8 protein-coding genes are annotated in these 13,614 nt (G+C 54.6%); all 8 read right to left on the reverse strand.

What is annotated here, in order from left to right; translation table 11 throughout:
- A complete protein-coding gene (locus tag MKX64_RS08570; protein WP_341035652.1) occupies positions 1–981 on the reverse strand; it encodes a hypothetical protein in 981 nt (326 codons plus the stop codon).
- Positions 978–1,469, reverse strand: a complete 492-nt coding sequence (locus MKX64_RS08575; RefSeq protein WP_095264284.1) for an RNA polymerase sigma factor — start codon at positions 1,467–1,469, stop codon at positions 978–980. The genes MKX64_RS08570 and MKX64_RS08575 overlap by 4 nt, the downstream gene beginning before the upstream one ends.
- 139 nt (positions 1,470–1,608) lie before the next feature.
- The gene (locus MKX64_RS08580) at positions 1,609–7,941 is read right to left on the reverse strand and encodes a 5'-nucleotidase C-terminal domain-containing protein (RefSeq protein ID WP_341035653.1); all 6,333 of its coding nucleotides are present in this window, start codon (positions 7,939–7,941) and stop codon (positions 1,609–1,611) included.
- Between the two features lie 254 nt (positions 7,942–8,195).
- On the reverse strand, positions 8,196–9,149 hold the full coding sequence (locus MKX64_RS08585; RefSeq protein ID WP_095264282.1) for an ABC transporter permease: 954 nt from the start codon (positions 9,147–9,149) through the stop codon (positions 8,196–8,198).
- A gap of 4 nt (positions 9,150–9,153) precedes the next feature.
- On the reverse strand, positions 9,154–10,209 hold the full coding sequence (locus MKX64_RS08590; RefSeq protein ID WP_095264281.1) for an ABC transporter permease: 1,056 nt from the start codon (positions 10,207–10,209) through the stop codon (positions 9,154–9,156).
- Entirely contained in the window at positions 10,206–11,735 is a 1,530-nt protein-coding gene (locus tag MKX64_RS08595) for an ABC transporter ATP-binding protein (RefSeq protein WP_095398298.1), read from the reverse strand. The genes MKX64_RS08590 and MKX64_RS08595 overlap by 4 nt, the downstream gene beginning before the upstream one ends.
- 138 nt (positions 11,736–11,873) lie before the next feature.
- Positions 11,874–12,995, reverse strand: coding sequence for a BMP family lipoprotein (locus MKX64_RS08600; RefSeq protein WP_095264279.1), 1,122 nt, complete (start codon positions 12,993–12,995; stop codon positions 11,874–11,876).
- A gap of 379 nt (positions 12,996–13,374) precedes the next feature.
- Positions 13,375–13,569, reverse strand: a complete 195-nt coding sequence (locus tag MKX64_RS08605) for a hypothetical protein (RefSeq protein WP_095264278.1) — start codon at positions 13,567–13,569, stop codon at positions 13,375–13,377.
- Positions 13,570–13,614: the final 45 nt, after the last annotated feature.

Raw genomic sequence — 13,614 nt, forward strand, 5'->3', positions numbered from 1 at the left:
CTATTCCATGCTGTCCCACAGCGCATTAAAAACGGCATCCTCCACCTGAAGGAAAACAGGGGTATGGCCGTATTTGGCATAGTTCCCGCTCCCCAGCTTGAACAAGCGCAGCTCTACCTCTGTCTCATCCTCCAGTTTCAAATACAGAAACTTCTGCTCGCTGCTCGCATACGGCTCCTCTCCCAGCGCCTCTTCCGCCACCGGACTGGCTGTATGCAGCGCGGTCACGAAAGACGAGAGGGCATCTGCCGCCTGAACCGCCTGCAGGCGGTTCTCGCCCATGTTCCAGCTGTCAAAGCTCTGCCACTGTGCGGTCTGAATCCGATCCTTAACATTCAGCTTCCCGATCAAGTCTTCCCCTGTTGCAATCGCAATGCCATTCAGGTGGTCGTAGAACTCGGCATAGACCTGACCGTCAATGACCTGGTATGACATAATACGGAAATCGGTATCGTAGCCTTTGACAGCGTAAATATCGGTCTCGCCAATCGTAGAAGCCAATTCGGTATAATCCGAAGCATCGCTCCACTCCGTAATGCCCGCCTTGGATCTGCCGAGCTTATCTCCGAGCAGCTGCTCAGCTGCCTCCGGTGTAATGCGTGTACTCGACTGAGTGTAGATATTCCCTTGGTACACCACAAGCCCGATCATGTTCGCTTGAATCCCGTTGTCCCCAGGCAGCTCAACCTGCGGGATGGTTACTGGCTCCGTAGCCACCTCAGATGGATTAGCCGAACCGTGCTGCCCGGTCCCTTCGGGCTTAACGGCTGTAAGCGCCTGATCGTCTGCACCGCGCTCCCACGTGAACGTGACAACCGCACCGAGGCCCAATACCGCGGCCAGGCTGACCATCGCGACCGCCCTGCGGCTCCATCTTGTCGACTGCACTTTTCCTTTATTCATTCGTTCCATCATCCGTTTCTTCACTCCTTCATCCGGTTCTATATGATCCATCAATTTTTTGTACGCATTCCTGTTCATGCCTCATTCTCCCCTTCCAGTTCCATTCGCAGCAGCTCCCTGCCCCGTGCAAGCCGCATTTTGACCGCAGATTCGCCGATCTGCAATATATGGGCAATTTGCTTCACCGAATAACCTTCATAGTAATACAGGTGAATCACCGTCTTATATTTAAAAGGCAGACTCATCACCTCATCGATGAGCGCCCGGTCAGAAGGCTCCGCAAAATACGCCTGCACATCATCCAGCCTCGTCACCCGCTTTCGCCACAGGCTGCCGCGCATATTTTTGCATTGATTCGTAAGGACGCGGATCAGCCACGCCTTCTGGTGCTCGCTGTCATTGAAATGCGGCGCTTTATCTATCAGCTTGAAGAAGGTTTCCTGGAGGGCTTCCTCCACATCCTGCTTATTCCCTAGATGAATCATCGCGATTTTGAAAAGCATGCTTCCATACAATTCGTAAATCTCGCCAATATCTCCGCCCGGCCGGAGCGAATCGCTTTGCATCGTGTTGTGCCTCCTTTTACCTATAACACAATGCTGGACGTGTATTGGTCACATTTGGTTGCTATTTTTTTCATTAGATAAAAAAAACAGCCCCGGCCCGAGATCATCTCAGGCCAAGACTGCTGCTTCGATCCAAACCCTATTTCGAATACGTCAGCTTCCCGATCATGCGATTCAGCACAGCCGCGCTCTCCGCACGGGTACTGCTGGACTTAGGCATCAATCGATTCCGCTCGTCTCCGTTCATAATCCCCATGCTGCCTAAATGCTGTACTGCTTCTGCTGCCCAGGCACCGATCCGTTCCTGATCCGCAAAGCGCAGGGAGGAACCTCCGCTTGCCTCATATCCGGTCGCCTCCAATGCCTTGAACACCATGAGCGCCATCTCTTCCCGCGTAATCGTCTGATTCGGCCGGAAAGTGCCGTCAGCATATCCACTGACAATGCCCGCTCTGACCGCCGCTTTGATATACCCGGCATGCCAGTCGGATGCAGCGACATCCTTGAAGACAGCTCCCTGTCCTGGCACCTGTCCCTGATCTGCGCCCTGACCGCTCGGATGGCCAGCCAGCCCCAATGCCCGTGTCAGCAGTGCTGCGAATTCGGCACGGGTGACCTCATCGTCAGGAGCATATCGAGTTGCCGTACGCCCGGTTACAATGCGTTTGGCTGCAAGCGACTCGACGTCCCCTCTGGACCAATGCGTCGCGATATCTTCAAAGGTTACCGGATTGTGAAGCGCCAGATAGGTGCTATTGGTCTTGCTGTAGATTACAATGGCATCTCCTTCAGTAATAAATGGAACGGGGGTATAAGCAGCGCTCGTCCCCTCATCACCATCGATCCGCACGACAGCAAGGCTTGAGGTCGAGTGAGGCCGCCCTGCCTTCATCGTCCGCTTCACATAGGAATCGAACGATTCCAGCATGACGCTCTCGTCCGCGGTCCGGACTGCTACGGTATAATCCACCGCCTGAAGCCCACTGTAGCCCCTCGCTGCAGCTGACTCTAGCGCATCTTGGTTCAGCGCAAGGGTGAACACAAGCGCAAGACCGCCCCCCTCTGAGCCCAGCTTCTGTGCTAACGACGGGAGATGAATCTCCTTCTTCGGAAGCTCATAGCTGGCATATGGCGTCACAATCGCCAGTACACCGGCCCCAGCCTGGGCAAGCCATGCTTGCAAGGCCCCGCTGCTGATCGTAACCGCTGCAGAGGTGAGCGGCTGGCTACCTGGGCTTGTCACCTCAATCCTCACGGTTCCGTTATGCGGCTCTTTCAACGCTTGCTGCATCGCAGCTTCGGTAACGGTGGCTGCTGCCTCGCCATTTACTGCTTGCACTTCAAGCCGGACCGTGCCCGGAGCGGCAGGTGTACCCGTGCCCGGCGTACCCGGTGCAGGTCCAGGCACTGGCGGCGTCCCTGGCCCAGGAGCTCCAGGGGTACCAGGGGAGCCCGGTGTGCCTGGTGTGCCCGGTGAACCAGGGGTTCCGGGTGCTCCCGGCTCTCCAGGCGTTCCAGGCCCCGGAACCTCTGGCAGCGGCGCTCCCTTCAGATCGGTGATCCGCCCCTCAACCGCAGCGGTGTCGGCTGTGATCGTGCCTACTTTTTCAATATAATTGGAGAAAACCTCATAGTCCGGCAAATACAACAGATTCACACGGCCTTCGAGATAAGCCTGCTTCAACGACTCATAGAAGTCTCCGCCCTGGGCAGTAAAGACGTTGGTCGCCATCACATACGACTGACTCAGATCGATCGGCTCATAGCCGTCCGCTCCCCTTACCTCCATCCGCAGCACGCGCTCGCCTGCCGGCTTCGTGGAATCATAGATGAATCTCATGCCCGAGACATGCGGGAAGCGCCCATCAGCACTCGGGATGCGGGAGACGCCGTTCTCCAGCGCCTCCTTGATCTCCTGACCGGTCAGCGTCATCGTCACGAGATCGTTATTAAACGGCAGCACCGTCAGCACGTCCCCCATCGTGATCGGCCCGGCTTCAATCGACGCCCGGATGCCCCCGCTGTTCTGCAAGGCCATTACAGCACCCGTACCAGCCGCCCTCGCCGCATCCAGCATTCCGTCGGCAATCAAGTTGCCAAGGTTCGTCTCCTTGGTGCGCACATCGGCACGCTCGCCGTTCAGCAGCACCTGCGTCCGTCCGACCTGTGTTCCTTTCAGCTCCTCAACGCCCGGTTTGTATTTGGTATTAAGTAGGTGAAGCGCCTCCGGGTCAGGGGCAATGACATACTGGTCATGGCCGTCCTTCTCATCGACCGAGATGAGGCGTCCGTCCCACTCCTTAAGCACACCCTCCTCATCAAATACCACTTCAAGCCGGCCGAGGTACTGCCCCTTCTCCCCGGCCTGCACAATCAGCTTCGGCTCGCTGTCCGAGCGATCCACAACAGGCTCATCCAGCTTCGTATGGCTGTGACCGCCTACGATAATGTCGATGCCCTCAACCTCTCGCGCCAGATTGGCGTCAGCGTCATAGCCGAGATGGGAAAGCACGATGATTTTGTTAATCCCTTCGCGTTGCAGCATTGCAACCGTATCTCGCGTTTTCGCTACCGCATCCTCAAACGTGACAAGGCCCGGAGAGGAGATGCTCGCTGTATCCTCTGTCGTCAGTCCAATCAGGCCCACCTGCTCCCCGTCCATATCCATGATGATCGCCGGATATACAGAACCCGCCTGAGCATCGCGCGTCACCTCATCCTTGAATTTGGAGCTGAGCACCGGATCGGCCGAGAAGTCCACGTTCGAAGAGACAAAAGGAAACTGTGCCTGCTCGATATAATCACGCAATACCTCGGATCCTTTATCAAACTCGTGGTTGCCGAAGGTCATCGCGTCGTAACCTACAAGATTCATGAACTCCAGATCAGCCAATCCCGAATATTTATTAAAATAGAGCGTACCCGAGAACACATCCCCGGCGTCCACAAGCAGCGGGTTCACCGAAGCTGCCCGCGCTTCCTTGATCGCGGTCACCCGGCGCGCGATGTTGTCCGGCGAGCTTGTGGTATCCAGATTCGCATGCGTATCATTGGTATGCAGAATCGTCAGCGGGAAGCCGCCCTCGGCGCTTCCTCCAAGATCAATCGCGGCAACGACCGGATCATGGTCTGACACGCGGCCTCGGGAAGGCGGAAAGTCCGCATTCAGATGGACGACATCGATTTGGGCGGTGCGCGTTAAATTTTTGCTGACCAGAATATGATCGAGCACCTGCGAATTGCCGTCATAGGTATACGTGTATTGCTCTCCGAGCGGCAGCTTCTCAATCAGATTGTCCAGCTCGCTGCCTTTGAGGATCGCTGCGGTTTCCGTGAATTGGAAATCATTCAAATCGCCTAGCACAACCACGTTGGCCTCCGGATTGCCCGACACAACCTCCTTCACAAATCCGTTCACAACCGCCGCGATTTGATGACGCTGCAATTCACTTGACAGCGCAGGCGGCTGGGCAGCCCCGAAAGGCCCCTGATCCCCCGACTTGGAGTTGAAGTGATTGACAATCACAATCACCTTCTCGCCCCGGAATTCGAACTGGGCCGCCAGCGGCTTGCGGGAGGATGCAAACGCCGGGTTCAGCGGATCGATCCGGCCCGGATTGTAGGTAAGCTGATCCACGGACGCATCATACTGCGTCGCTTCGGTGGACGAGCCCTTGCGCTGATGCACGCTATCCGCCAGCTTCACCCGCTCCGGATTATAGAGGAACCCTACCCGGATATTCGCTCCCGGCGCGCCGCCGTCGCTGTTGTTCACCGGCTCGACATCGGTATAGCTGTATACAGGTCCCCCGGCTGCTTCAATAGCATCGACGAGAACCTGATAGCTGTGATCTGCAGCGGTCGTGCCGTCATTGCGCTCGCCGTTATTGTCCTGCACTTCGACCAGGCCAATAATATCCGGGGATTTCAGATGGTCTGCAATCGATTCGGCCAGCTTGTTGATCTTGGCAGCACCGACACCCGGATAGAAATTCTCAATATTGTACGTCGCCACCGTCAACTGATCCTCGCCGGCCCGGATCGTGGATACTTCCTGCTCGAACGGGCTGCTGATCAGGCTCGGCAAACCGTCCTTGGGCGGAATCACCTTGAAGTTGCCGCTGTTGTATCCGATGACACCGATCACATCCTCGGTGAACACGTCCCCTGTACCGACTTCCTCGCCCGGATTCCCGTACGCAATCAACAGGCGCTGCGGGTTGAGATTGCCTTGTTCCTTCAGCACAAGCCCGCCCGGCGGCGTCAGTACATCCTCCACATCGTTCTCCACGCGAACCGGAATGTTATACGTTCCGGCGCTGGTCCAGTAAGGACTAATAATTGTCGGCTGCGGCAGTCGAACCCGCATGCCCTCCAGCGACTCATAGAAGTCGATCGCGTCTTCCTCCGGATCGAATTCAGCGAAGCTGTCATTATCAATGATTGCTGCCTGGAGCGGCAGCCCTTCCTTGCCCAGCGTAACCGGCTCCGGCAGCGCGTCAGCCGGCCCCAGACGCTCGTAGCGTTGAAGCTCGATCTGCGTGGTGGTCAGATTGCTGGCACTGCCCTCGTTATATTCCGAGACTCTGCCCGTCACGGACACGGTCTCGCCGATATCCGGCAACGTGGCATTCGGAGCGTAGACGAATATGGCATCCGATGTTCTCGGATTGTCATCCGGCTCAGGGTCCTGAATATAGAAACCTTTATCATTGCCGTTAGAAAACGTATATCCGTACTGAGTTACGACTCCCTCAATATCTTGAACCGTCTGTCCGTTGTATGGTGAAACGTGCGTCTCACCCTGGATATCTCCGATCCGCGGCTGCAGGGCGGCCCGGTAGTCAAACGCAAATACCCGGCTCTGCTCCCCACCCGCAACCACAATCGCTTTGATCGTGATATCCCGGTCAATCGGGATCGGGGTGCTGTACAACGCACTGGATACCGTAGGTTCCGTGCCGTCCGTCGTGTAATAGATGCTGCCCCCTTCGGCAGGCGTCGTCAAGGTCACCTTTTCTCCCGGCACGATCGGCCCCGGGCCTGGGCTGGCGATGACGGACAGCCGCTCCTCCACCAGGGAAGCCTCATTCAGCGGAATCAGCTCATAGATATCTCTGTACTGCTTGACTACGCCCGTAACGCGGCTGAACACTTTGCCGACTTCAAGCTTTGGCAGGCTTGAGTAAATGATAAATTCATGGCCATCCTGAACCGCCGTATACTCGCCCGGCCGATTCTGGGCCGTAATAGCCACATCCTCCATATAGACAAGCCTTGCTTCGTATGCCTCCCCTTGATCCGGTGCCAGATCAGCTCCGCTGATGCGGATCGGCTGCGGCACACCCGCATTCCTCTCCGTCACCTCATAAGGCAGCAGCGGATGCGGCTTCAGCTCCTGAAGGTTGTTGTAGATATCCATGACACCGGCCGCACTGACCCTATCGCCCACGCTCGCATCCAGCGGATAGTCATAAAGCACGATGCCGGCCGTATCATCCTGAATGTAAATCTCTCTGCCCTCAATATGCGTAATAATTCCTTCAGTCCATGCATGCTCCGATCGTTCCTTTGTGCGAGCTTCGGCTACCGGAACCGGAGACAAAATATCATACACAAACGAAACGGTCGGTCCGTTATCAAGGCCTTCCATGGCAGCATAGGCTTCGATACGAATCGGCTCCTGCAGTTCAATCGGCCCATCGATCAGACGAAACCCTGAACCGTTGTTCGTGCCCGAAGCGTACACATCCGCATAGACAGAAGCCCCGACGACAGGCGGCGCCAGCGTAATGGCCGTTCCGGCCGGCCAAGCATTCGGCTCCGGCGCGGCCGTTACTTCCCCAAGCTGACTCCCCGGTTGCTCCGGAGCGCCTGTGAAGGCCGTATTGCGCGGATCCGGCGCTGTGACGGTGAAATCATTCGCATTGTTATCCGTATCCAGCCCCCGATTGCCTGCCGGACCTCCAGGCAGCTCCTTGCGGATGGCTGCGGTTGCATTTGACAGCGAACGCGTCGGCTGACCCTCGGCTGCCGATGCCGTACTGCCATACCCTACAAAATCAACGACCGCCCCAGTGGCATCCACCAAATCGACCTTGCCATTCGTCCCGCTCAGATCGATGTTTCCGGTCAGATCAGCTGCCGGTAAAGCATTCCCGTTCCCTGATTGTCCCCCTCTCTGCTGAATTAAATAATACTGGTGAGGTCCGAGTCTCCCGCTCAGCTCCGTCACGTTGTTGAACGTGCCCGTTGCACTGGCATAGCGCACCTTCCAGCCTGCAAGGTCAACATAGGAGTTCGTAGGATTATAGAGCTCGATAAAATCATGCGTATACACTGCGCCACTGTTGCCACCCCCGCCATAGACCTGGCTGATCACAACCTGGTCATTGCTCGGAGAAGCCTCCGCAAGCCGGACAAAGCCGGAAGGAAGAATCATCGTGACAACCAACATGATGGCAAGAAACACACTTCCTAGCTGTTTGCACCTATGCAACCCCGACAACATCTTAACTTTCACTCTCCTTTTCTATTAAATTCTGCACTCATTAACTATATATACCAGAATTGTTTTGAGAGAGCTAATCCAAAGGGGGTTTTATGTAAAAAAACCTCTGAGCAGATCAGAGCCCGATCTTACGGGACTGACCACTCAGAGGCTGTCATGTGAAGGAGAGCGCGATCTCTGTCTCAGATCAGCACATCCCTATCATGCTATGAATCTTATCGTTTGCCGGAATCAAACGGCTCCCCAACCGCTCTTGGTGCATGCGAAGACTTCGAGAATATAACAAGCGCGATCAAGGTCACGACATAAGGGAAAATCTTCAGCAGCACCGGCGGAATGACCGCAAGCGACGGAATGACCTGCGATACGTTGGCAATCGTGCTTGCAAAGCCGAAGAAGAAGGTTGCTGCCAGAATTCCGAGCGGCTTCCACTGGCCAAAGATCAAGGAAGCCAGCGCCAGGAAGCCAAGACCGGCTACATTGCCGTTGAACTCACCGGAATAGGTGAGCAGAATTGCCGCTCCGCCAAGACCCGAGAACGCACCGGAAATGAGGACGCCCACATAACGGACTCTTCTCACCCGGATGCCCGCGGCCTCCGCCGCATGCGGATGCTCACCGCAGGAGCGCAGGCGCAGCCCGAATGGCGTCTTATAGAGCATAAACGTGCTGATCAAGAGCAGCGCAATAATAAACAAGGTCGTCGGATACATTCGGGTAAAGAACAGATCCCCGATGACCGGGATCTTTGACAATACCGGAAAATCAAATGACTTGAACCCGCTGGTCACCCGGATATTTCCGCTGCCCGTAATGTTGCGGGCGAGGAAGATCGTTAGTGCGCCAGCGATCATATTAATTGCCGTACCGCTTATAATCTGGTTGGCATTCAGGTTAATGCTTGCAAAAGCATGCAGCAGGGAGAACAAGGCGCTCGCTGCTGCCGCGGCCAGAAGACCGACCCACAGCACCCACCAGGATCCCAAATATTGCTCCTGAAGCTTGGATACTACAAAAGCTCCGATAAAGGAACCGACAATCATCAGCCCGTCCAGACCGATGTTCACAACCCCGCTTCGCTCACTGAACAGCGCGCCCAAGGCGGTAATCAAAAGCGGAATCGTGAAAACGATGGCATACGGGAATATCTGTTCAATCGTTGTCCACATGTTCTCAGTCCTCCTGCTTTTTGTTTGCCGAACGGCGCAGCCGCAACTTTCGGATCAAACGCTCAATCAGTATGCTTGTCGCCGCAAAATAGATAATGATGGCGATAATTGTATCCGCAATTTCCGGCGGAATGTCGGTCATCGCGTTCATGAACCCTCTTCCGGAATACAGCAGTCCGAAGAACAGGGCCGAAGCCAGTACGCCAAGCGGCGCGTTGGCACCGAGAAGCGCAACCGCGATGCCGTCGAAGCCCTGGCTTGGCAGAATCCCGATCTGAATGCTGGAAGCATTGCCCGTATACTGGGCAACCCCGGCAAGACCCGCGATGCCGCCAGCGATAAACATCGACAGCACGATGCTGCGGTTCACGCCAATGCCGGCATATTCGGAAGCGTGGCGGTTGAAGCCCACCGCCTTCAGCTCGTAGCCCAGCGTTGTTTTATTGATCAGGAAAGCCACGATGATGACCGTTAGCACCGCAATGAAGAATCCAAGATTGATGTAAGAGCCCTGGAACATATCGCTAAGCCATGACTCGCGGAGCATCGCATTGGCCGGAAGCTGCCGCGACTCTGTCTCCACGCTGTCCCCTTTGAAATACGCCGGGATCACATAGTAAACCGTCCAGTAGGCAATCCAGTTCATCATAATGGTCGATACCACTTCGTGCACATTATAACGTGCCTTCAAGAAGCCGGGGACGACCGCCCACAGCGCGCCGCCGATAAATCCGGCCAGCACCATCAGCGGCAGCAGCATACCGCGCGGAAGATCCAGTGACAGACCGACCGCTGTCGCGCAGAAGCCGCCAACCAGCATCTGTCCAGCCGCTCCGATATTAAACAACCCGGTGCGGAATGCAAAAGCGACAGACAGTCCCGTCAGAATGAGCGGCGTTGCGGTCGCGAGTGTATTCCCGATCCGCTCCGGATTTTTCAACCCACCTTGAACGAGATATTGATAGCCTTCAATCGGATTATGACCGGTCAGCATCATCAGCACGGCCCCCGCCAGCAGTCCGAAGAGGACGGCGAGTAACGATTTCACACTGTTATTCATGACGTGCCCTCCTCCTTATGAATCCCGGCCATCATAAGCCCGAGCTCCTGCTCGTTCGTCTCGGAGGCGTTCACAATGCCTACCAGTTCGCCGTTGTTAATGACCGCAATACGATCCGACAGGTTCATCACTTCATCAAGCTCAAGCGAAACGAGCAGCACGGCCTTTCCTTTATCACGCTGCTCCACGAGACGCTTGTGAATGTATTCAATCGAACCCACATCAAGACCCCGCGTCGGCTGGACCGCAATGAGCAGATCCGGATCGCGCTCGACCTCGCGGCCAATAATGGCCTTCTGCTGATTGCCGCCGGACATGGAGCGCACAACCGACCTGGCGCCGGTGCCTGAACGGACATCAAAGCTCTGGATAATCTGCTCCGCATGCTTGCGAATGACAGCGGGCTGAAGAATTCCATGCTTTGAGTAAGGCTGCTTGTTATACACCTGAAGGATAATGTTCTCCTCCAATGTGTAATCCAGCACCAGCCCCCGCTTTTGCCGATCCTCAGGGATATGGCCGATTCCGTTCTCATTGCGCTCTCGCACAGACAATCCGGAAATCTCTTGACCATTCAGGCGGATGCTTCCGCTCTCGGCCTTCATAAGTCCGGTTATCGTCTCCACCAATTCGGACTGACCGTTCCCATCCACACCAGCGATGCCAACGATTTCGCCTGCCCGCACATCCAGCGTGAACGCTTTGAGCGCATCCACCTTCTTGCTGTTCTTGACCGTAAGGGACTGAATCTCCAGCACCGGTTCACCCGGCTTGCTCTCGACCTTGTCCACTTTAAAGGAAATGCTGCGGCCGACCATCATCTCCGCCATTTCCTCGCGGCTCGTCTCCGCCACATCGACCGTGCCGATCGTCTTGCCGCGGCGAATGACGGTGCAGCGATCCGCTACCGCCTTGATCTCCTTCAGCTTGTGCGTAATCAGAATAATCGACTTGCCTTCCTTGACAAGGTTCTTCATAATGTTCTGCAAATCTTCAATTTCCTGAGGTGTCAGCACAGCTGTCGGCTCGTCAAAAATCAGCACCTCGGCATCGCGATACAGCATCTTCAAAATCTCGACACGCTGCTGCATCCCCACCGAAATATCCTCAATTTTCGCATAAGGATCCACATTCAGCCCATATTTCTTGGACAGCTCCTCGACCCGCTTGGCAGCGGTTCTTACATCGAGCATAAAGCCAAGCCGGCGCGTCTCGCTGCCGAGAATAATGTTCTCGGTCACGGTAAACGGCTCTACCAGCTTGAAATGCTGATGCACCATACCGATGCCAAGCCTGCTCGCCACGTTCGGGTTCGTAATGCGCACCTCTTTGCCACTCACCTTGATCGTTCCACGGTCAGGTTGATACATGCCAAACAAAATGCTCATGAGCGTGGATTTGCCGGCCCCGTTCTCGCCAAGCAATGCGTGGATTTCTCCCTTTTTCAGCCTGAGTGTAATGTCGTCATTTGCCACAATACCCGGAAATTCCTTGCGGATGCCCACCATCTCGACAACATAGTCCATGGTCTTATAGGGTCCTCACTTTCTATGGATTAAATGCCTCACTTGAGCCTTACTCATAAAAAGAAGACGGATGGCATCCGTCTCTTCTTAGCAAACACGTCTTTCTCTACTGTCGAAGCACCCCAAGGGATCTTCCTCTTACTTGATCAGATCGCCTTGTTCTGCACTCACGGTCACTTCGCCGGACTTGATCTTGTTAAATACTTCGTCCACCTGGCTCAGCACTTCCTCGCTCAGGTTCGGGTTCTCTTCCGGAAGGCCTACACCGTCACTCTTCGCATCCAATGTGATCGTTTGTCCGCCAGGGAAGTTGCCGTCGAGTTCAGCTTTGATCATATCGTAAGCTGCAGCGTCGATTTTCTTCACCGCGGAAGTCAGAACAACCGACTTGTCCCCGTCATAGATTCCGTCGCTGTATTGGTCAACGTCAACGCCGATGATCCAGATGTCTTCGCCTTGCTCCGCACGGCTCTTCGCTTCGGTAATTGCACCGACGCCTACGCCGCCAGCAGCTGCAAAGATAACGTCCACACCGTTGTTATACATTTGGGCAGCCAGTTGGCCACCTGCCGCTACGTTGTCAAAGGAGCCCTGATACACCACGTTCTCCTTGTTGATGACAAGATTCGTGCCCAGATTCTCATTCGCGTAATTCACGCCTTGCTGGAAGCCCCAGTTAAACTTCTGTACTGGTGGAATTTCCAATCCGCCGATGAAGCCAGCTTGTCCTTCCTTCACGTGAAGGGCAGCAGCTACACCCGCAAGGAAGCCGGATTCATGCTCTGCGAAGAAGATGGATACCGTGTTCTCCTTCACCACAGGCTCTGCTCCAGGCTCGCCGGAGTTCGGCGCTCCGTCAATCAGTACAAATTTGGCATCTGTATATCTGTCTTGTGCCTTGAAGATCGCTGTCTCGAACTTGAAGCCCGGTGTTACGATAAACTTGAAGCCCGCATCATACAGGTTCGTGATTTCTTTCGTATAATCCGCTTCTGTCTCGCCGCCCGGCTTCAGATATTTGTGCTCCAGACCAAAATCCTCGCTGGCCTTTACAATCCCTTCGAACGTGCCTTGGTTGAAGGATTTATCGTCAATGGTGCCCGCATCCGTAACCATTCCGACTTTGAAGTTTGCTTTCGGTGTCTCTTCGCCTGCACTGCCGCTGCCGCTCGGCTCTGTTCCTGTATTCGAAGAACCGCAGCCTGCCAGCATCGTAACAGACAATGCCAGACTTATTAATGATATGACCCCTTTTTTCATTTCAGGATAACCCTCCTAGGAATAATACTGATTGCTATTTTTACAGACTCTTTACTATAACAATATATTAATAAAACTGACCCTTTTCAACAAAAATTTAGCCCATTTCAACCAGCTGCTTCTGTAGCGCGGTAAAACAATTAAGTGGAATATTCCTCCTTGGAAAGGGGATGAAAGGTTTACAGAAATGGACATGCATTGATAGATCAACAATAATAAGTAACACAAGCATTACAGCGGGTGTGAAATTAGGGGTGGTATGTCGGCGGAGCCTTATTTTCCGTGGAAAAAATAACATTCATTTTCCCTTTACATATGTCAAATGAATGTTAAGTTCGAGCAGTTTTAGCCAGCTGTGCAAGCTGTTGAAACTCGTATTTTATTTTCTTTTTCGATTTTGGCTCGTGAATCGGCCATATGTGACAAAGGCAGCAATGATCATCGCGATAAAGCCAATATCGCTCGCGGTATTCTGCGCCAAGCCGAGCAACAGACACACATTCGTCACCAGATTGTTCGTTAGCAGCGCGATGGCAATGAGCAGTATCGGTCGCCATATGTTATATCGTCTCATATTCTAGCAACACTCCTGACCGGTTCTTCCTTGAATCTCTAAGGA

Source organism: Paenibacillus sp. FSL M8-0334, from assembly GCF_038000405.1.
In the GTDB taxonomy this organism is placed as follows: domain Bacteria; phylum Bacillota; class Bacilli; order Paenibacillales; family Paenibacillaceae; genus Paenibacillus_AQ; species Paenibacillus_AQ campinasensis.

Coding starts and splice junctions, on each gene's coding strand:
- MKX64_RS08570 (WP_341035652.1), bottom strand. CDS start 981: ATGAACAGGAATGCGTACAAAAAATTGATGGATCATATAGAACCGGAT.
- MKX64_RS08575 (WP_095264284.1), bottom strand. CDS start 1,469: ATGCAAAGCGATTCGCTCCGGCCGGGCGGAGATATTGGCGAGATTTAC.
- MKX64_RS08585 (WP_095264282.1), bottom strand. CDS start 9,149: ATGTGGACAACGATTGAACAGATATTCCCGTATGCCATCGTTTTCACG.
- MKX64_RS08590 (WP_095264281.1), bottom strand. CDS start 10,209: ATGAATAACAGTGTGAAATCGTTACTCGCCGTCCTCTTCGGACTGCTG.
- MKX64_RS08595 (WP_095398298.1), bottom strand. CDS start 11,735: ATGGACTATGTTGTCGAGATGGTGGGCATCCGCAAGGAATTTCCGGGT.
- MKX64_RS08600 (WP_095264279.1), bottom strand. CDS start 12,995: ATGAAAAAAGGGGTCATATCATTAATAAGTCTGGCATTGTCTGTTACG.
- MKX64_RS08605 (WP_095264278.1), bottom strand. CDS start 13,569: ATGAGACGATATAACATATGGCGACCGATACTGCTCATTGCCATCGCG.